This is a genomic window from Methylobacter sp. BlB1 (genome assembly GCF_015476545.1).
Classification (GTDB): domain Bacteria; phylum Pseudomonadota; class Gammaproteobacteria; order Methylococcales; family Methylomonadaceae; genus Methylobacter.
The window spans coordinates 47,099-66,161 of the sequence record NZ_JADMKV010000021.1 but is presented as its reverse complement, the minus strand read 5'-3'; the positions used below and the strand labels follow the sequence as shown (position 1 = coordinate 66,161).

Annotated in this window: 18 protein-coding genes; 7 read left to right on the top strand and 11 right to left on the bottom strand. The window is 51.3% G+C overall.

From position 1 onward, the window contains the following. Both IT781_RS22310 and IT781_RS10290 read left to right on the top strand, forming a co-directional pair. A partial coding sequence (locus IT781_RS22310; RefSeq protein ID WP_228779058.1) for a hypothetical protein occupies positions 1 to 215 on the top strand: 215 nt, incomplete at its 5' end. A 106-nt stretch (positions 216 to 321) separates the two neighbouring features. Further along, positions 322 to 555 carry an MbtH family protein gene (locus IT781_RS10290; protein WP_194970067.1) on the top strand — a complete coding sequence of 78 codons (234 nt, stop codon included), beginning with the start codon at positions 322 to 324 and terminating at the stop codon, positions 553 to 555. 334 nt (positions 556 to 889) lie between these two features. On the opposite strand, the gene IT781_RS10285 is transcribed toward IT781_RS10290, so the two are convergent. The 5 genes from IT781_RS10285 to gshA form a co-directional block, all read right to left on the bottom strand. Then, complete coding sequence (locus tag IT781_RS10285) at positions 890 to 3,634, bottom strand: response regulator (protein ID WP_194970066.1); 2,745 nt, start codon at positions 3,632 to 3,634, stop codon at positions 890 to 892. Further along, complete coding sequence (locus tag IT781_RS10280; RefSeq protein ID WP_194970065.1) at positions 3,631 to 4,164, bottom strand: YfiR family protein; 534 nt, start codon at positions 4,162 to 4,164, stop codon at positions 3,631 to 3,633. The genes IT781_RS10285 and IT781_RS10280 overlap by 4 nt, the downstream gene beginning before the upstream one ends. A 52-nt stretch (positions 4,165 to 4,216) precedes the next feature. Next, positions 4,217 to 6,328: a TonB-dependent siderophore receptor gene (locus IT781_RS10275; RefSeq protein WP_194970064.1), complete on the bottom strand. Its 2,112-nt coding sequence runs from the start codon at positions 6,326 to 6,328 to the stop codon at positions 4,217 to 4,219. 394 nt (positions 6,329 to 6,722) lie between these two features. Then, entirely contained in the window at positions 6,723 to 7,454 is a 732-nt protein-coding gene (locus IT781_RS10270) for a phosphoadenylyl-sulfate reductase (RefSeq protein ID WP_194970063.1), read from the bottom strand. Between the two features lie 19 nt (positions 7,455 to 7,473). Continuing rightward, positions 7,474 to 9,063: a glutamate--cysteine ligase gene (gene gshA, locus IT781_RS10265; protein ID WP_194970062.1), complete on the bottom strand. Its 1,590-nt coding sequence runs from the start codon at positions 9,061 to 9,063 to the stop codon at positions 7,474 to 7,476. An 82-nt stretch (positions 9,064 to 9,145) separates the two neighbouring features. Between gshA and recQ the strand changes: the two genes are divergently transcribed. Next, positions 9,146 to 11,299: a DNA helicase RecQ gene (recQ, locus tag IT781_RS10260; protein WP_370526981.1), complete on the top strand. Its 2,154-nt coding sequence runs from the start codon at positions 9,146 to 9,148 to the stop codon at positions 11,297 to 11,299. 210 nt (positions 11,300 to 11,509) lie between these two features. Continuing rightward, positions 11,510 to 12,121, top strand: a complete 612-nt coding sequence (locus IT781_RS10255) for a helix-turn-helix domain-containing protein (protein WP_228779057.1) — start codon at positions 11,510 to 11,512, stop codon at positions 12,119 to 12,121. 229 nt (positions 12,122 to 12,350) lie between these two features. Here the strand turns inward: IT781_RS10255 and IT781_RS10250 are convergent, their stop codons facing one another. From IT781_RS10250 to IT781_RS10235, 4 genes are read right to left on the bottom strand one after another with little or no spacing between them, the layout of a single operon-like run. Beyond that, a complete protein-coding gene (locus IT781_RS10250; protein WP_194970060.1) occupies positions 12,351 to 13,247 on the bottom strand; it encodes a DNA/RNA non-specific endonuclease in 897 nt (298 codons plus the stop codon). 55 nt (positions 13,248 to 13,302) lie between these two features. Beyond that, on the bottom strand, positions 13,303 to 13,755 hold the full coding sequence (locus tag IT781_RS10245; protein ID WP_194970059.1) for a DUF1249 domain-containing protein: 453 nt from the start codon (positions 13,753 to 13,755) through the stop codon (positions 13,303 to 13,305). 8 nt (positions 13,756 to 13,763) lie between these two features. Then, entirely contained in the window at positions 13,764 to 14,168 is a 405-nt protein-coding gene (locus IT781_RS10240; RefSeq protein WP_194970058.1) for a 6-carboxytetrahydropterin synthase, read from the bottom strand. A 43-nt stretch (positions 14,169 to 14,211) separates the two neighbouring features. Then, positions 14,212 to 14,511 (bottom strand): PilZ domain-containing protein, encoded by a 300-nt coding sequence (locus IT781_RS10235; protein WP_194970057.1) that lies wholly within the window; start codon positions 14,509 to 14,511, stop codon positions 14,212 to 14,214. A 196-nt stretch (positions 14,512 to 14,707) separates the two neighbouring features. Here IT781_RS10235 and IT781_RS10230 point away from each other — a divergent pair, with 196 nt between their 5' ends. Then, on the top strand, positions 14,708 to 15,721 hold the full coding sequence (locus tag IT781_RS10230) for a tryptophan--tRNA ligase (protein ID WP_194970056.1): 1,014 nt from the start codon (positions 14,708 to 14,710) through the stop codon (positions 15,719 to 15,721). Continuing rightward, on the top strand, positions 15,718 to 16,428 hold the full coding sequence (locus IT781_RS10225) for a hypothetical protein (protein WP_194970055.1): 711 nt from the start codon (positions 15,718 to 15,720) through the stop codon (positions 16,426 to 16,428). Before IT781_RS10230 ends, IT781_RS10225 begins: the two co-directional genes overlap by 4 nt. A gap of 6 nt (positions 16,429 to 16,434) precedes the next feature. On the opposite strand, the gene IT781_RS10220 is transcribed toward IT781_RS10225, so the two are convergent. Then, the gene (locus tag IT781_RS10220) at positions 16,435 to 17,004 is read right to left on the bottom strand and encodes a YigZ family protein (RefSeq protein WP_194970054.1); all 570 of its coding nucleotides are present in this window, start codon (positions 17,002 to 17,004) and stop codon (positions 16,435 to 16,437) included. Between the two features lie 29 nt (positions 17,005 to 17,033). Here IT781_RS10220 and IT781_RS10215 point away from each other — a divergent pair, with 29 nt between their 5' ends. After that, positions 17,034 to 18,533 carry an FAD-linked oxidase C-terminal domain-containing protein gene (locus tag IT781_RS10215; protein ID WP_194970053.1) on the top strand — a complete coding sequence of 500 codons (1,500 nt, stop codon included), beginning with the start codon at positions 17,034 to 17,036 and terminating at the stop codon, positions 18,531 to 18,533. A gap of 16 nt (positions 18,534 to 18,549) precedes the next feature. On the opposite strand, the gene IT781_RS10210 is transcribed toward IT781_RS10215, so the two are convergent. Then, entirely contained in the window at positions 18,550 to 19,047 is a 498-nt protein-coding gene (locus IT781_RS10210; protein ID WP_194970052.1) for a hypothetical protein, read from the bottom strand. Positions 19,048 to 19,063: the final 16 nt, after the last annotated feature.

Below are 19,063 nucleotides of genomic sequence, written 5' to 3'. Positions count from 1 at the left end.
CTTCTGCTGAGCCTGTAGCTTTGACTGATGCTCAGATGGACAATGTTTCAGCTGGCGCGCTTTTGGGTTTGGATTCTGTGCTGAGCAGCACTCTGACTCTGGTAAACGGTCTTCTGGGATCAGTAGTCACTACAGTAGACGCAGTATTGCCTGAAGTAAGTTTGCAAGCCGGCGCGACTGTTACTGTAGGCGCTGGTTTGGCATTATCTTTATAAGCCAAGCCCCTGCGTATGGAGTACCCCAGGCTTTCAATGCCTGGGGTACTCCAGTACAAATGTCAAAGAGCCATTGCAAAAATTTAATGACGGAAAGGAACAATTCATGAGCCAGGGCAAGGAAGATGATTGGATGATCTATAAGGTCGTTGTTAACCACGAACAGCAATATTCAATCTGGCCGGACTTTAAGGCTATCCCGGACGGTTGGCAGGCCGTCGGCAAGGCCGGGAGTAAAGAAAACTGTCTGGCGTATATCAAAGAGGCATGGAGCGATATGCGGCCTTTTAGTCTCCGCAGCCGGATGGATGCTGCCAGGCAATCAGCGGCAGCGGGTTGAGAGTCAGTTCAGCTGGTCCTGGAGCGGACGCACATGCGGGAGCATGTGCCTGGTTCCCGGTTGCAAGCCGTCAGTCGGCAGTAAAGGTACTGTCTATTTTTTCACAAACAGGGTAGCGGGTTCCCTCGTCTTCAAGAGTAATCTATCTGCGACGCCAGATGCGCGAGCTTGGATCGGCGATAGCGCCTCATTTTTGCCTCTACTAAAAATTCAGTGTTGAGCAAAGCGATTCTGTTGAGTTGAATCACTAAGGGGTTTTTGCAATTTCCAAGTAAAAATATTCTGCTTTAAGCAATAAAAGCCGTGATTGTGGGCAAGCTTCTTCTGGCTGGCATCATTGCTCCGATTCAGCCAATTGTTGCAGGCCCATGATGACTTCGGTGAGATGGTGCTTGAATTGCCGCAAATCCTGCTGGTTGACGGATCGATTCTTCAATTGTTCATAAAGCGCTACACAGCTGTCATTGACGCTGGAGATGGATAGATTGGCGCAAATACCCTTCAGCGCATGCACCCAGACTTCAGCAGCGGTCCAGTTTTTTTGTTCCAGATGGTCTTCCAGCAAGGATTCCTTGCCCTGATAGCTTTTATAGAACAGCACGAGCAGCTTTTTGTATTTTTCTTCATCGTTGCGCAGCCGCGACAGGCCGCTTTCGACATCTATACCGGGTAATCGATAATTCGAGAGTGTGAGGCCGGCCGCATGATCTTCGGTTGCAAATTTTATTCGTCCTTTGCCGAGCTGGTCGAATATTTTCTTTAATTGGTCGATGTCGATCGGCTTAGTCAAAACGTCGTTCATGCCGGCCTGATAGCATTGCCGGCAGTCGCTTTCGGCTGCAAAAGCCGTCATGCCGATGATCGGCAAAGCTGTGAGATGGAGTTGGCGTCTGATCTGTCGCGTCGCCTCGAAACCGTCCATTTCCGGCATTTGAATATCCATTAACACCAGATCAATTTTTTCTTTTTGCAGAATTTCCAGCGCTTCGCGGCCGTTGCCGGCCTCCAGAAAATGCTCTACCTGATCTTGAAGGATGTCCATGATCAGCAGGCGGTTAATATAGTAGTCATCGACAATCAACACGTTGAATAACTTAGGTGTCTGGGTTGGACGGGAGAAATGAGGCAATATTCGCGGCTCGGTTTCTTGCTGGTTCTGCAGCAGATGCCGGCAAAGCAGTGTCCGATCGAAAATGGGCGTTTTCAGGTAATCCACCTGTGTAACCGTTTCGGAGAATTGTTTGACGGCCTGTTCGCCCAGCAAGCTGTCCATCAGGGAAATCGAAATATCCGGTAATTGAGGATCGGTTCTGATTTGGCGCACCAGGGCAAAGGCGTCAATATCCGGCAGGTTCCGGCTTATCAGCAAATGGCGGTAGTGGCGCTGCGCCAGCAAAGCCAGCGCTTCATTGCCTGTTTCGGCGCCGTCGACGCTGCATCCCAACGATTGCAGCAGCTTGAGCAGATGTTCTCGGCTTTGTTGGCGCGATTCGACGACTATGACGGCCGGCATCGACGCAGCAGACCGGCCGATAATAGCATCATCATAGTCGGGTAGTGCTGATTTGATCGGCAGCGAGAAGGAAAATCGGCTGCCTTGCCCTGGGTGGCTGTCAACGTTCAGATTTCCTCCCATCAAGGCGACCAGTTTTTTGGAAATGCTGAGCCCGAGCCCGGTGCCCCCATATTTGCGTGTGATTGATACATCAGCCTGGCTGAAGACCTCGAATATCCTGGTGATGGTTTCGCGGTCCATGCCGATGCCAGTATCGCTGATGACGAAAGTCACCTGCGCAGCTGAACCCATTGCACTGGCAGAGATGGACAGGCGGATTTGCCCCGCTTCGGTGAACTTTATCGCATTGGTCAATAAATTGATCAGCACCTGTTTTAAACGCAGTGAGTCGGTCTCGATGAATCGGGGCACAGTCTCAGAGATGTCTATGATGAATTCAAGCCCTTTTTCTACAAATTTGGCGGTCAGCATTTGGACGATGCTGGTCAGGATTTCAAATAAATTGCAGTTCTGATAGTCCAGTTCCATTTTGTTGGCATCAATGCGGGAGATGTCGAGCAGGTCGTCGATCAAGGCCAGCAGCAAATCGGCCGATTCAAGCGCCCGCTTCAGCTGCTGCTGCTGATGGGGGGATTCCGATGCATTCAGCGCCAATTTGGTAAACACGACAATGGCGTTCATCGGGGTGCGGATCTCATGGCTCATATTGGCCAGAAACGCCGATTTGGCCCTGGATGATGCCTCAGCCGCCTCTTTGGCGTCTTCCAGTTGACGGGTTCGTTGATAAACCAGGTCTTCCAATTGAAAACTGTATGTCCTCAATTGGTGTTGAGCATGATCGCGCGCCGATATCGCACGGTGGATCTGCTCCAGCAGCTGGTTGAAGGCGGCCGCCAGCTGTTCGATTTCGGCATAGCTTTTATTCTCTGTTCTCAATTCATAATTTTGCCCTTCGGTAACGGTGCTGACAAAGCTGGCCAGCGACTCGATCGGTTTCGAGATAAGCTTTTGCAGGATGTAAGATAAAAATAAGGCTACGAACAGGGCGAGAACGATTACAAAGGCTACTACCAACGCCGAGCGGGTCAGCAACTGCCAATAACTGGAAAAATCGGCAAACAGGATTACATGGCCGATCTTATTGGCATGCGAATAAATGGGGCGAGTATAGGCTAGATAGCGCTCGGTTTCGCTAGAGGCCGGGCTTTCGGTCAAGAATTCGCCTATAGCCTCTGTCGTAATCGGCACATCGCTGCCGGGGCGCTGATAATGGGCAAGAATCTGTTTTTCGTCGTTCAGTAATAATGCATAGATGACCTGAGGGTCGTATTTCAGTGAGGCTAACAAGTTATTGGCCTCATCCTTATCGCCAAACACAATGACGGCCTGGGCGTTATCGGCTATGACGCCGGCCTGGATGGTCAGACTGTTGTTCATGTCCTGCTTCAACTGCACCATCCGGAAGGTTATGAACAGCAGGCCCGCTATCAAGAGCACGATAGTGCTGGTCAACATGATGACGAAGAAGAGCCGGTTTTTGATGGAGCGTTTGTTCTGAATCATGGTGGCTGATCGGCTAAATGCAATAATTGCGCTCTTAATTCCAGACCGGCCTTTTTGGCCGCCTGTTCATTGATAGCGAAGCGGATTCTGTTTTCCTTATTGTAAAGATATATCATTCCGCCCTGTCGGTAAAATGCCTCGGTTTCTCCGACAGTCAGGACCGGATGGGAAACCACTGCTTGTAAAAAGGGCTTCGGGGTCTGGATGTGCCTGGGCAAATAAAGCAGATGACAGGCAGACAAGTCGTCACGCAACTGTACCTCGGCCACTTCTATTTTATGCTGATTGATCGATTTGTCGGCCAAGGCTGTTTTTAGGGCCTCGCTCATGCCTTGATTGCCGGCAACGCAAAAAAGCATCGGCTCAGAGCCGGTTGGACTGAGCTTGGACGGCGGCCATTCCACGAACAGCGATAACCTGAAAAGATAAGCCGCCTTAATCGTCAGCTCCCGATGATCCATGGCCCAGCCTTGGCTCAACAGCAGCGCCGATATGAAAACCGACTTCGTTAGCAACTGCAAAAAGCGCATAATCGATTTTATCTTTTCAATTTATCAGGCTGACGGAAGAGAGCGGGCATCATCAATACTGATAGGACAGTTTCAGCATGATTTCCCGAGAGGGGCCGGGCAGAGCAGGGTGACCGCCATTGTAAGGCTGGACGTATTCGTATCGCTCGTTAAAAATGTCATAGAAGCCTAGTCCGACTTCCAGTCCTTTGGTCAGCAGGTTCTGATAGCGGAAATAAACGTTGGCTATCCAAGCTGGTTCGTGATGCGTGAGGAGGTCGCCGGTATAGCCGAAACGGTCGCTAATGAACATCAGCGTCGGATTAATGGAAAACGACGGCGTGATATTGGCATGAGCGTTGAACGTCACTTTGTGAGTGGGGAAGCCAACATTGAGCTGATCGTGGAGCTGGGCTTCCTGGGCATTCAGGATTTTGTATTTGTCCGCCGTGTTGCGGGTCGCCCGATAAAAGGAATAGCCCAGTTCCAGATAGCCCCAGTCCTCGTCGCTGTAGCGCAATCCGGTTTCGATGCCTTGGGTGTTTTGACCGGGCGCATTGATGTAATAATCCGCTTCCCTTGGTTCTCCGTTTTCATCTAACCGGTGGTCTATCTGATACAAGATGATGTTGTTGCTGCGGATATCGAACAGATTGATGGTCAAATCCAGGTTGTCGAGCAATTCATAGCCGAGCTCTATTTCGGCAGTGTGAGTTTTCTCAGGCCTGACCTGGCCGATCTGATCGGCCTCCGACAGGCCAGGGGCGCCCTCAGCGATATCCTCTAGCAGACCAAGATTGTATTCCTCGTTCTTTTGATAATTGCCGCCGGTCGGTATGCGGAATGCCTGGCTGTAGAGGGCCTTGAAGTGAAACCGGCCGAAATCCTTGGTCAGGGCAACGCGCGGCGCCAGATTGGTGCCGTATTCGTTGTAGGCATCGAAGCGCAATCCGGCCAGCACGTTTACCCAGGGGAACGCGTAGCTGGCTTCGGCGTAAGCGGTGTAATCGCTGAAGGTCGGCAAGGGTGAATCCAGGCCTCCGTCTTCGCTCTTGCGGATGTCGAATTTATCGAAGGAGAAGCTGTTGCCCAGCACCAGATAATTGCCTTCTTCCGATGCGAACGTGGTTTTGGCGTCGAACTTGTAGAAATCGACAAAGACGCGTTCGCGCAGCAGTGGCGATTCCCCATCGAAATACTTCCGGGTTCGCTCCCAGGGATTCTGGCGGGAAAATTGGGCGTTGAGATCCAATTGAATGGCCTCGGTAAAGTCGTATTGATAGTTTAAGTTGCCTGCGTAAGTGGTGAACCGATTGTTCAGGTAGCGTTCCGGCCCGGTCGTTGTGGTGGCGAAACCGTCGCGGCTGTCGACACTGTAGTCGTCAACGAGAATGCGGAAGTCAATATCCTTGTATTTGATATCCAGGTTGATCATCCTTGACTCCAGTTCGTTGCTGTCGGACATGTCAAAGCTATCTCCGAATGCATCCCGGTAGATCCGGTCGCTCCGATGGGCCTCGCCGTTTTTGCCGGACAGCGTCACTTCCCAGTCGCCCCATTTTTTACCGGCGACAAGTTCCATGTTTTTCCGGGCTTCGCCGCGCTCAAAGCGGCCGTAGGCTCCGCTCACTTTGACGCCGTTTATCTGGGTGGCGGTTTTGCTGATGATGTTGATCACGCCCATTTCCGCGAAATTGCCGTGGATGATGGAACCGGGGCCGCGGATGATTTCAATGCGATCGATTTGTTCGACCGGAAAATGACTGCCGAACTGGGTCGTTCCAAACCGGTGCTCATTCAGATTGATGCCGTCGATGAAAACCGCGACCTTGCCTTCATGAGCCTGGATGCCTCGAATGCCTAAGCCGACGACATTGGACGTGTCGATGCCGAAACTGAAACCGGGCACCAGTTGCAGTACGTCGACCAGATCCCGGGCGCCCATATTGCGGATTTCCTGGCCGGAGATCACGGTTACAATGCCGGCTGCCTGCCTGGTGCAGGTCGCTTTTTGATTGGCGGACATAAAAACCGGCACTTTGCCCAGTTCCGACAGATCCAGGTCGACAATATCGGTTTCGGCGATTGTGTCGCAGGACAATTGTTCCGACGCTAAAGCGCTCTCGTGCAAAGAAAAGAGCGCGAATAGACAGCTTGCCAAGTTTTTTATTGTTTTACCTTTCATCGCTTTATATACGCCTCAAAACGAGGAACAGCTGTGAAATATTGCCAAGCGCTGCCTGGGTTATGAGCCAAGCAGCGCTTGGCAAGAGTGTCCGACCGCCTGATCAGTGTTTCATTGCATAAATTGTCATTTAGAACGATTTGATCGGCCGCCGCGAAAACAAAGGCATTTCCTGCCGATACACGATTCAGTTACGTTCTGGGGCGTGCTTTTACTGGATGGATATGGGCACGATTTCCTTAGCTCGTAGTCTGGGTTGCTTTTGCGGAAACTCCGTTTCTTCGTTGCCGCAGGCCGGGTTCGTTCCTCAACCCGGCCTGCGGATTTTTGCGGCTAAAAAATTATAGAACAAGTCGGCCCGTAATAGCGATAACAAGCCGGCTGCGTCGCCTTTTTATTCGCTTTTGTTCTTTAAATTGCCGGCATGCAAACCGCATTCTTTTTTTGCTCCCGCTTCCCACCACCAGCGGCCGGCTCTCTCGTGCTGATTAGGCAGGACGGGGCGTGTGCAGGGCTCACAGCCTATGCTGATGAAGCCTTTTTCGTGCAGCTCATTATAGGGCACCTGCCAGGCCTCTATGTAATCCCAGACCTGTGCCGAACTCCAGTTGGCCAATGGGTTGAATTTGACTAGCGTGTGCTCGGGCGTTGAGAACGCCGTGTCCATCTGCACTTCGGGAATGGCTTGTCGGGTATCGGGGCTTTGGTCTTTCCGCTGGCCGGTGATCCAGGCGTCCAGATGCGCCAGTTTGCGCTTTAGCGGTTCCACTTTACGGATGCCGCAGCATTCCTGGTGGCCGTCTTCGTAGAAGCTGAACAGGCCCTTGCTTTTCACGAAACGGTCCAGTATGTCCCGGTCCGGCGTCAGCAGCTCGATGTCAATCTGATAATGCTTTCTGACTTTCTCGATGAAGCGGTAGGTTTCAGGATGCAGGCGGCCGGTATCGAGAGAGAAAACCGGAATGTCTTTCCTGATCTTGACGGCCATGTCGATCAGCACGACATCCTCGGCGCCGCTGAAGGAAATGGCGATGTTGTCGAAAAGCTCCAGGGCTTTTTTGAGAACGGCGCGCGGGTTTTTCTGTGCCAGCTCGGTTTGTAAAGTATCGATATTGAATGCAGTCATGAAGGTCAGTGATATAAAGTCAGCTTTGTGCGAAATACTGTCTTAAAAATTCGTCAAAAGGCAGTTGATCGCGGCTTTCGATTTCTTTTTGTTTGGCCAGCGATTGCTCGGCGAGTTCATTAAACTGTGCAGTATTCTTGTCATCGAGCTTGTGTTGCCGGAAGTACTGTTCATGCTCGGCCGATTTGTTCAGCGAGAAGCAGCCGAACTGCTGTTGCTGATGTCCCATGTGCTCCAGTATGCGCGCCGATGCGGTCAGGTCGGGGTTGCCGACGATTTCTTGCTGTTGCTTGAGAGCCTGGCTGTAAGGTTTGCCGGCATCGTTGCCGTTCAGGATATCGCAGACCGGCCGCATGTCGGCGAGAATTTCGGCGGCCCAGTCCTGTAAAAGTATTTTCTTTCCACCCTTTTCAAGTTCCAGTCCCGGCTTCCTGCCGAATTGTGCGACGGCCAGCTGATTGGCATTGTTGATGCGGAGGTCCTGCTCGGAAATCAAGGGGCTGTCTTTCAGCAGGCAGGTCAGCAACAGCGCTTCTATGAAACGGGCCTTGCTCTCATCGATGCCGATAGGGGTGAAGACATCCAGGTCAAGCGAGCGCATTTCCACGTAGCGCACGCCTCGGCGTTTGAGGGCCAGGGTCGGCTTTTCGCAGGACTCGGCTATCTGTTTAGGCCGCATCGTGCTGTAGAATTCGTTTTCGATCTGCAGGATATTGCTGTTGAGCTGCAGATACTGCCCGTCCACGACCGTGCCGATTTTTTCGTAGTCCGGATAAGGCGTGGCGATGGCCTTGCCCAGACTGGCGACATAGCCGGACAGCGAGTTGTAATCGATCCGCAGGCTAGCCTGATTTTTGCTTTTATAACCGATATCGCTCATGCGCAAAGAGGTTGCATAAGGATGGTACAATGTGCCCGGATCGAATTCCTGAAACCCGGCCATCAGCGCCGGACGGCTTTTGAAGAAATTCTTGCAGATGGCAGGCGAGGCGCCGAACAGATATAGGATCAGCCAGCCCAGACGCTGAAAATTCCTGATCAATGCGAAATAGGCATCGGCTTTGAACTGTTCCGGACTAACATCCGGTTTTTCCAGTCCGTACAGGACGGGCCAGAGGGCCTCGGGCACGGAATAATTGAAGTGTATGCCGGCAATGGCCTGCATGGTCCTGCCGTAGCGGTGCCATAAACCGTGTCGGTAAATGTGCTTCATGCGGCCGATATTGGACGAGCCGTATTGTGCAATCGGTATGCTTTCATCGCCGTCGATGCCGCAGGGCATGCTCGCGGCCAGCAGCATTTCGTTGTCCAGATTGTCGTAGACGAACTGGTGGGTATTGTGCAGAAATGACAACGTGTCCCTGACATCGGCGAAAGGCGGCGTGATCAATTCAATCAGGGCTTCGGAATAATCCGTCGTGATATAAGGATGGGTCAGAGCGGAGCCTAGCGCTTCCGGGTGAGGGGTCTGGGCGATAAAGCCGTCCTTGGAAATACGCAGGCTTTCTTTTTCAATGCCTTTAAGGCCCTCACGGAGCAATTGCTGCTGACCGTGTTCCTGAAGGTGATCGAGGCATGTTGAAAGCTTATTATTATTCAAATGAGTCATAGATTGGGCGTTTGTACCCTGTAGTCCTGTATAATTTGGTCTATTATAGAAGGTATTAACTGATTGAAGAAATATTATCGCAGTGAAGGAAGCCGTGCACAGCAAGCCCATTGACATACTCAAAGCGGTTTTCGGCTATGACAGTTTCAGGGGACAACAGCAGGCTGTTATCGAGCAATTGCTGGCCGGACAGGACGCGCTGGTCTTGATGCCGACCGGCGGCGGCAAGTCGTTGTGCTATCAAATTCCGGCCCTGATCAGGCCCGGCGTCGGCATCGTCATTTCGCCGTTGATTGCGCTGATGCAGGATCAGGTCACCTCCCTGCTTCAGGTCGGCGTAAAAGCCGCCTTTCTCAATTCGACGCTGGATCAGGGTGAAGTGCGCATCATCGAGCAGCAACTGCTGCGCGGTGAACTCGATCTGCTCTATATTGCACCGGAAAGGCTGACGTCGGCGCGCACGCTGGCGCTGTTCGAACGTCTTGAAATCGCCCTGTTCGCGATCGATGAAGCGCATTGCGTCTCGCAATGGGGACATGATTTCCGCGCCGATTATCTACAGCTTTCGATGCTGCACGAGCGTTTTCCTACTATTCCGCGCATTGCGCTGACGGCCACGGCCGATGAGAAAACGCGGCAGGAAATCATACAGCGCCTGGGGCTGGAACAGGCCCTGCTGTTCCAAAGCGGCTTTGACCGTCCCAATATCCGTTACCGGATCGTGCAGAAGCAAAATGCACGACAGCAGTTGCTCGATTTCATTCGTGCCGAACATGCCGGCGATGCCGGTATCGTTTACTGCCTGTCGCGTAAGAAAGTTGAGGCGACAGCCGAATGGCTCAGGACCAAAGGCATCAATGCGCTGCCTTATCATGCCGGCATGACCGCCGATCTGCGGCAGCAGCATCAGCACCGGTTTCTGATGGAGGACGGGCTGGTGATTGTGGCCACGATCGCTTTCGGCATGGGCATCGATAAGCCGAACGTGCGCTTTGTCGCGCACCTGGATTTGCCTAAAAGCGTCGAGGCGTATTATCAGGAAACAGGACGGGCCGGACGTGACGGATTGCCCGCCGATGCGTGGATGGCTTACGGCCTGCAGGATGTCATCATGCTGCGGCAGATGTTGGCTGATTCCAATGCCGATGAGGCGCACAAGCGGCTCGAATACCACAAGCTCGAATCGATGCTGGCCTTGTGCGAACAGGTGCATTGCCGTCGGCAGGCGCTGCTGAGCTATTTCGGCGACACCTTGGCGCAACCGTGCGGCAACTGCGATACCTGCCTGGAGCCGGTGGAGACCTGGGATGGCACGCTGGCCGCGCAGCAGGCGTTGTCGTGCATTTACCGCACCGGGCAGCGCTTCGGCGTCAATTATCTGATCGACGTGCTGCTCGGTAAGGACAATGAACGAATCAAAAGCTTTGGCCATGACCGGCAGTCCACTTTCGGCATCGGCAAGGAATTGGACGAAGGCCAGTGGCGTTCGGTATTTCGGCAACTGGTGGCCAGAGGGCTGGTCGCGGTCGACTTTGAAGGCTTCGGCGCCTTCAAGCTGACCGAGGCGTGCCGTCCGATTCTGCGCGGCGAGCAGCAACTGATGCTGCGCAAGGATCTGCAGCCCGGCAAGATTAAACGCAGCAAAGGCGAAAGCCGGCAGTTTGCCGGCAGCCAGGATGCGCTGCTGTGGAATGCGCTGCGCGCCAAGCGCCGCGAACTGGCCGATGCGCAGGATGTGCCGCCTTATGTGATCTTCCATGATGCGACCTTGATGGCCATGCTGGAAGCCAAACCAGTGACGCTTCAGCAGATGAGTCTGTTATCGGGCGTTGGTGAACGCAAGCTGGCGCTTTATGGCGATGAATTTCTGGCTGTTATCAGCGAATTTGTCGCTATTGAAAATAACGGGCCGATCGGTTTATCTGATACCATAGCCGAATCACTGGCTTTATTCAGGCTGGGCTACAGCGTGAAGCAGATTGCCGGACAACGGGAAATGCAAGAGACAACCATTTATGGCCATTTATCTCAGTCTCTGGAACAGGGACTATTGGCACTGGCCGATGTTGTTGAATTGCCGGAGCCGGAAATCAGGCTGATAGAGGATGCGTTTATCAGTCTGCCGGAAGACCAGAAAAATGCGCTCAAGCCTGTCTTTGAGAGGTTCGGCGGCCACTACAATTACGGTATTCTGCGTTGCGTCAGAGCCTCTTTGCTTTATCAGTCGCTTTTGTAATGCCTTAGCCAATAAACCGGGCGCGCTTGTGACCAAGCTAAGTTTTTGATAGATTTGTCGCCTATTTTAATGTCCTTCCCTCATCCTGACCTTATGATAGATCCAACAGCTCCACATCCATTGACCAGTAAATCAACCATTACGTGTGAAAACTGTAACCTGGATAACATATGTATTCCAAAAGGACTGACCAGTGCGGAGATTGGCGAATTGGGCTTACTGGTCAACAGGAACAATATCCGCCGGAAGGGCGAGGCTATCTATCATGCCGGCAGCCCATTCAGAGGCATTATCGCCTTGCGCTCAGGCAGCGCAAAACTGCTCAGTTTCGACCAAAGCGGCAATGAGCTGGTCGTTGATTTTATCCTGCCTGGGGAGCTGCTGGGATTTGACGGCCTGTCGGCACAAATTCATAACTGTACGGCTATCGCTCTGGAAACGGTGAATTATTGCCATCTGCCGGCCCATAAAATTGAAATGCTGGCCCTTAAAACGCCAGGCCTAAGTCAAGCGCTGCTACAGCGTTCCTGCGATCAGTACGATAGCCAGGTGCAAAAGATGATGCTTAGCCGAAGGTCGGCGGAAGCGCGCGTGGCTTGTTTCATTCTGCATATTTCTGAACGGCTTAGGATGCGAGGTTATTCGGAAATGGAGTTTCGCCTGAGCATGTCGCGCGAGGAGATAGGCAACTATTTGGGGATCGCCCATGAAACGGTCAGCCGCATTATCCATCATTTTCAAGCGCTGCAGTTGATTGAAGTGAAATCCAAGCAATTGAAAATCATCGATAAAAAAAGGCTGTTTAGCTATTATTCGGAATAATCGCCAAACAGCCCGAAAGCTCGTTGGATTTAAAAATTAGTAATTCTATGTAGGTAGAACTTAGACAAATATGCTGCGTGAGAGGAATTTTCAGCAATTTTGCGCTAAGAGCGAGGCTATTTAAACAAACTTTGCGATATTAAAGTTGAGCCAGATCAAGAAATGTTTGTTTAATAAGCCGAGGCGCCAGATTCCCAAGGCAACTTGTCCGATTAGAGCCTGGCCGCTCTCAATAACGCGGCGGCAGTTTACTGACGGCTGGCAAATCCCACAGCAAGGGATCAGCGCTGGCTTCCATGACATTTTCGATTTTGTCGTCCAGATCGGGAAAAAAGTCCAGACCGGTTTGTGCTTCTAAATGGTCGATAGTAGTTACGAATTGCATCAGTGGTTCTTTGCCTTTAACCATTTGCGGTATCAAAAATCCCAGTGCAATAGGCGATCTATTAGGATTGGGGTGCGCTATATAGATTTTATAAAACGCATCCGGTACTTCCACTGTCCAGTCTGACGCCAGGCGTTCGACAGTGCCGCTGAATACCGGGCCTGTAACAACCCAGACTTTGCCGAATCTTTTAGTGAAATGCTGGATTTCGACTTCCTCCAGGCGTTGCCATACTCGCTGATTCAGCTTGGATCTCTGCGGGCTGATGTTGGTCATTAAGAAGCTGTCGGCTTGCCCCTCTTTGCCGTAAAGGCGGCTGATCGCATAATTCGGCGCCATGTGTCCACGGTCATAACCGCTCTGCTGGTAGCTGTCATGGCTGACGCGGTTGATGCTGCGCCAGTCCGTTTCAAAACGGTTGGGGCGTTTTAAGGACGGGGCATTGTCGGAGAGCGGGGTGAGCGCGTACTCTACCCATAGAGGATTGCCGCGCAAATCCGAATAACCCAGAATAAATCCGTCATTGCGCAATATACGAAACCAGGTCTCATAGTTTGATGCATCGCGGGCTTGAGGGGCGCCCTGAAAAAGCAGGGTCGGACGGGCAATCTTAATTTCATATGCATAATCGCCGACTCCGATTAAGATCATCATCAGCAGCAGTACGGGATGCTTGCGGCCAATGTGGAACAAGCTCAGCAGTAGTATAAGCCAGTTTAATGTACGGGGTTTTCTGCGCATGGCAAGTTTATGGCGGGCGAAGCTTGGGGCTGCTTTTAGCTGATCTGGCAGGGTTTCATGCCAAGGCTTCTATCGATGGTTTATTGCTGAATTGGTAGTGATGTTTTAAACAGTGGTCCAGCCATTTTTGCAGAAAATAGTTCAGACGCCATTTGTAATTCATGATTTCAATGCTCAAGCCCGGGTCTTTGAATGTGCGCGGCACGCTTTCCCGGGCGTGGTCGCTAAGCACTTCCGCCAGCTGCGCATCAAGATAGATCCTTATTTTTACGGCAGGCTCCAGAAGTTCATGGCGGTTTTTTTTGAAGCAATGGCTTAGATCCACGGTCATGGTATAGGGCGTGCGCTCAATGACTTCCAGGTGCAGCGTGGTTTTGTCAGGTGCAAGACCGATGGCTTGTTCTCTGAAAGCCAGCAGGTCGGGAATCAGCTGGAATAGCTTGTGGTAGTTGGACGCACAGACTTGTTCCAGGCAGAATGACTTGTTGATCGGATTAAGAAGGCCCATAGCGGATATCAGTTCTCATTGTAGCAGGCATTAGCGCTGGCCGTCTCCCATAATACGACCTGAGCAACATTAAAACCTGCCTGTTTCAGATGTTGATAAATCATTTTGCTTAGCACTTCGGCGGTAGGGTGTTCGGCCAGCGCGAGAAAACGTTCATTGTTTTCAATTAGCATGGGAATGATCGGATCATCCTGGTGCAGCAGAAAATTATGGTCAAGGTGCTGATCAATATAGCTTTCAACACAGTCTTTGATCTCGGAGAAATCACAGACCATGCCTTGCTCGTTAAGTTGCGCCTGCTGTATCGAAATCGAGGCTTTGACGCTATGGCCATGCAGATTCCGGCATTTGCCCGGATGGTTCATTAACCGGTGGCCGTAGCAGAAATAGACCTCTTTGGTAATCGTAAACATAATTAAAGTAAAACAGCTTTGTGGTTTTTAACAGTAAAAGCGATTAATTCCCTTTTATGCTTTGTATGGTAGCGGCAATTTCGTAGCGATCATTTTCACGTTTTGTACTTCTGACTACTTCAATAAAAGCCGTCATCGGCGGTGTAATGGCATTGTGAGGGATCACATTGATCTCCATGGCTTTACCGGGTTCAAAAGAGCGGTCGGCAGTGAATGATACGCTGGCGCCGCTGATCGATGTACAGCGCCCCCGATAATATTCACTCGAGCCAGCGAGTTTATAGATGATATCGCAGTTTACTTCGGTGCGAGCATAGCTGCGTTTTTCATCATATTCCATCATATGATTTCCCCTGCCAAATATTGTTCGTTATCGCGTTTACTATGAGCCGTATCATTTTAGCGGCGCAGTGTACTATAAAAAGTACACGGATGGGTGATGAATTGCAGCAAGGTTATTAATTGAGTGTGCTACTGGATATTAGCCTGAATTTATGTAATATGGTACACCAAACACAACCGGACTTGAGTATTATCGAATGACCAAAGCAACAATTTTAACGGGAATTACTACCACAGGTACGCCTCATTTGGGCAATTATGTAGGCGCCATCAGGCCGGCGATTGCCGCCAGCAAAGATGCGCATGTTTCGCCATTTTACTTCCTTGCCGACTATCACGCGCTGATCAAATGTCAGGAGCCGGAGCGGGTTCGTCAGTCCAGTCTTGAAATTGCGGCAACCTGGCTGGCGTTGGGACTGGATACCTCGAATGCCGTGTTTTACCGGCAATCCGATGTGCCCGAGATTATGGAGCTGACCTGGTTGCTGACTTGTGTCACGGCAAAAGGCTTGATGAACAGGGCGCATGCCTATAAGGCGGCGGTTGCCGAAAACGAGGAGGGCGGCGAGAACGATCCCGATAAAGGCGTGACCATGGGACTGTTCAGCTATCCGATTCTGATGGCTGCCGATATTCTGATGTTTAATGCCCATAAAGTGCCGGTTGGCAAGGATCAGATTCAGCACATCGAAATGGCCAGAGATATCGCAGGACGCTTCAATCATATTTACGGCGAGCACTTCGTATTGCCTGAAGCGGTTGTCGATGAAAATGCCGCAACCCTGGCGGGGCTGGATGGCCGAAAGATGAGCAAGAGTTATAACAACACCATTCCCTTGTTCGAGCCTGAGAAAAAATTACGCAAGCTGATCAATAAGATCAAGACCAATTCCCTGGAGCCCGGCGAGCCCAAGGATCCGGAAACCTGCACGTTATTCAGCATTTATAAGGCGTTTGCTACGCCATCGGAAGTGGCCGAGATCCGTCAGCGCTATGCGGACGGCATAGGCTGGGGGGAAATGAAACAGGTCTTGTTCGAGCATATCAATGAGCAAATTGCGCCGTCAAGAGAGCGTTACGAGGCATTGATACAGGCGCCGGAGCACATTGAACAGCAATTGCAGGAAGGCGCTGAAAAAGCGCGCGCGATCAGCGTGCCTTTTATCAAGGAATTGCGCCAGGCCGTTGGTATTTCGCGGATCTCGGCGTGAAGAGGACAAGCTTCAGCGGTTGGCTCAGTCAGGCTTTCTGGCTGATCGGCCGTGAGCCTCTGGTGTGGATCGGATACATGCTGGTTATCGGCCTCCTGTTAGGCGTCGGGCGTGTATCATTGGCTTTGGGCGTCTTTCTGGCGGTGACGAGTCTGTTCGTCGGTGTCGGCGTGGCAAAATACACTGATTTGAAAAGTTCGGCCGGGCATTCGGTCAGTCTTTACTGGGCGATCAGTAAAAGTTTGCCATTAGCCGTGCTGGCGGCTCTCAGCATCGTGCTTTGCTGGTTTGTCTTCAGGCTGGCCGCCAATATTTATAGCGAGGAATGGGAAAAAATTGCCCAGTTTTTCTATTATTGGGAGTTGACGCCTGAGAATATGGACGACAAGTCCTTGCGGCAACTGGCTGGCTGGCTTTATTCATCGGCAATCGTGGCGCTTATTTTCGTTCTGTTAATGCTGACTACGTTCGCCAGCTGGTTCAGTTACCCGCTGATGCTGTTTAAAAGCTATACCTGGAGTCAGGCAAAGGAACAGGGCAATAAGGCTGTTACCCGACATCTGAGCGCCATCTATAAACTGCTAGGCTTTGTCTTTGCCGTCGTATTCATCGGGGGCGGCATGATGCCGTTGCTGACGCCGGTCTTATATGCGCTGGTTTCAACATTGATGTATGTTTCCTATCAGACAATTTTCGAGCCCGGCTAAAGGTTGTCAAGCATTTCCCGGAAAGCTTTGTAACAATAGGGCCACATTGTCAGCCGGCAGTTGAATCAGCAGTTTGACTTGCTCGGCAAAGTCCTGTTCTACGATCTGGCCGTCGAGTTTTTTCAATTGGTACTCGAGCGGCTGCATTTGGTTGTAATCCAGCGTTAGCCGGACGCTTGCCAGTTCCACAAACGGGTGAATGTCCGCCGCCTCGATAACGCTTTTGGCGGTGTTGCCATAAGCACGCGTCAATCCGCCTGCGCCCAGCTTGACGCCTCCGAAATAGCGGATCACGGCAATGAGCAGATTAATCAGTTGTTTGCCTTCGATATGCTGGAAAATGGGTTTTCCGGCCGTACCAGTGGGTTCTCCCGCATCATGGAAACGGCTGATAAAGCCGTGGTCGGCCTTGATGCGGTAAGCGAAAGCGATGTGGTTGGCGTTGGGATGTTCGGCATACAGTTGCTTAAGATTCAGCAATGCCTCGTTCTCACTGATGCACGGAACAATCACTCCGATGAAACGGGATTTTTTGATTGTGTCTTCAATTGTCAGTTTCGATTTGACACAATGCATGGTTAGCTCTCATTTATTGACGATGACTTATGATAACAATTCAGCCTCACACATCGGAAACAATTCAGCATCAGATTGATCGTAGTGTGTTGATTAATGAATTTAAAACGTTTTTACCTCAGGCAGCCATTATTTTTGAGAAGGAAGCCTTAAAGCCATTCGAATGCGATGGTTTGTCGGCTTATCGTTGTATGCCGTGGCTGGTCGTATTGCCCGAGACAGTCGAGCAAATTCAGCGCATCGTTCGGTTCTGCCATCAGTTGGGTGTGCCGGTAGTCGCCAGAGGGGCCGGGACGGGCTTGGCGGGCGGGGCGGTGCCGTTAGCGAACGGCGTCTTGCTGAGTTTGGCCAAGCTCAACCAAATCCTTGAAATCGATAGTGCCAACCGTCTGGCCGTCGTGCAACCGGGCGTGCGCAATTTGGCTATTTCACAGGCGGTTGCGCCTTTTGGGCTTTATTATGCGCCTGATCCTTCATCGCAGATTGCCTGCACGATAGGCGGTAATGTCGCCGAAAATTCGGGTGGCGTTCATTGCCTTAAATACGGGCTGACAACGCATAATATCTTGCGCGTTAAAATGCTGACAATGGATGGCGAACTCGTCACTATCGGTTCGCACGGTCTGGATAGTGCCGGTTTGGATTTGCTGTCATTAATGGCTGGATCGGAAGGCATGCTGGGCATTGTTGTTGAAGTAACGGTCAAATTGCTGCCCATTCCTGAACTGGCGCAGGTTTTGCTGGCAGCTTTTGACGATACTGAAAAGGCCGGGCAGGCGGTCGCGGCAATTATTGCGGGCGGTCTGATTCCTGCTGGTCTGGAGATGATGGACAAGGCGGCGATTAAGGCGGCTGAAGATTTTATTCATGCAGGTTATCCCGACAATGCGGAAGCAATATTGCTGTGCGAACTGGATGGCACGAGGGAGCAGGTCGAAGAGGAACTGGATAAAGCGATCGCTCTGTTAACGGACAGCGGCGCGACAGATGTCCGAGTCGCCCAATCGGAGCAGGAGAGACAAAAAATGTGGGCAGGCCGCAAGGCGGCGTTTCCTGCGGCCGGGCGCATTTCGCCGGATTATTATTGCATGGACGGTACGATTCCCAGACGTTTTTTGGCAAAAGTGCTGAAAGATATTAGTAGGTTATCCGAAAAATACGGTTTAGCGGTGGCGAATGTCTTTCATGCCGGCGACGGCAATTTGCACCCGCTGATTTTATATAATGCCAATCATGAAGGGGAACTGGAAAAAGCCGAACAGTTTGGCGGCGACATTCTGAAATTGAGCGTTGAATTAGGCGGTACGATTACCGGTGAGCATGGGGTGGGCGTCGAGAAGATCAATCACATGTGTATTCAGTTTAACGATAACGAGTTAACCCAGCTTCATGCCGTGAAGAGAGCATTTGACGAAAAAGGCCTGCTCAATCCTGGTAAGGCTGTGCCGACGCTGCACCGCTGCGCTGAATTAGGGGCGATGCATGTGCATCAGGGCGAGGTGGCGCATCCCGAGCTGGACCGATTCTGAGGCTGGCAAACGGCCGCTATATGATCTGTGCCAGGGCGAAAGCACCGCCGTAAGTCACCATGAAATAAAGGAAGGATAAAACCAGAGCGGCAACAAGATTAATGGACAGAATGCGCTGGATGAGGTAAGCGATCAGCGCATACTGCCATAAAGCCAAGGCGGCAAATGTGTAATAGCTTAAAGCATCATCGGTAGTGGTCAGCCAGACAATCACCGGTACGACAAAAATAGCGACGACATTTTCACAGAATAGAAAAGCGGTTGATGCCTGTATAAATACATACAGAGACCTGTTGAGGATCAGCATGATCCCTATAAATAAAAAGGTTAGCGCTGTTTCCAGGCTAACCTCATAAAACGATTCTACAGGATCATCCACCATGTTCACCTGTATGAAATATTCAACAATATAGTAGAACCAGAAATTTTGTTTGAAAAAATCAACTGATCTAGGCAGCGTCAGCGGGTTGCTTTGAAACCAGCAGAGCGCCAGATATTGCTTTAAAATAGCCATATAGCCACAAGATGAT

What these genes read in the sequence shown, in the direction of transcription:
- IT781_RS10290 (WP_194970067.1), top strand. Translation starts at nt 322, where the DNA reads ATGAGCCAGGGCAAGGAAGATGATTGGATGATCTATAAGGTCGTTGTT.
- IT781_RS10270 (WP_194970063.1), bottom strand. Translation starts at nt 7,454, where the DNA reads ATGACTGCATTCAATATCGATACTTTACAAACCGAGCTGGCACAGAAA.
- IT781_RS10280 (WP_194970065.1), bottom strand. Translation starts at nt 4,164, where the DNA reads ATGCGCTTTTTGCAGTTGCTAACGAAGTCGGTTTTCATATCGGCGCTG.
- IT781_RS10230 (WP_194970056.1), top strand. Translation starts at nt 14,708, where the DNA reads ATGACCAAAGCAACAATTTTAACGGGAATTACTACCACAGGTACGCCT.
- IT781_RS10210 (WP_194970052.1), bottom strand. Translation starts at nt 19,047, where the DNA reads ATGGCTATTTTAAAGCAATATCTGGCGCTCTGCTGGTTTCAAAGCAAC.
- IT781_RS10220 (WP_194970054.1), bottom strand. Translation starts at nt 17,004, where the DNA reads ATGCATTGTGTCAAATCGAAACTGACAATTGAAGACACAATCAAAAAA.
- IT781_RS10215 (WP_194970053.1), top strand. Translation starts at nt 17,034, where the DNA reads ATGATAACAATTCAGCCTCACACATCGGAAACAATTCAGCATCAGATT.
- IT781_RS10285 (WP_194970066.1), bottom strand. Translation starts at nt 3,634, where the DNA reads ATGATTCAGAACAAACGCTCCATCAAAAACCGGCTCTTCTTCGTCATC.
- IT781_RS10275 (WP_194970064.1), bottom strand. Translation starts at nt 6,328, where the DNA reads ATGAAAGGTAAAACAATAAAAAACTTGGCAAGCTGTCTATTCGCGCTC.
- IT781_RS10245 (WP_194970059.1), bottom strand. Translation starts at nt 13,755, where the DNA reads ATGGGCCTTCTTAATCCGATCAACAAGTCATTCTGCCTGGAACAAGTC.
- IT781_RS10235 (WP_194970057.1), bottom strand. Translation starts at nt 14,511, where the DNA reads ATGATGGAATATGATGAAAAACGCAGCTATGCTCGCACCGAAGTAAAC.
- gshA (WP_194970062.1), bottom strand. Translation starts at nt 9,063, where the DNA reads ATGACTCATTTGAATAATAATAAGCTTTCAACATGCCTCGATCACCTT.
- IT781_RS10250 (WP_194970060.1), bottom strand. Translation starts at nt 13,247, where the DNA reads ATGCGCAGAAAACCCCGTACATTAAACTGGCTTATACTACTGCTGAGC.
- IT781_RS10240 (WP_194970058.1), bottom strand. Translation starts at nt 14,168, where the DNA reads ATGTTTACGATTACCAAAGAGGTCTATTTCTGCTACGGCCACCGGTTA.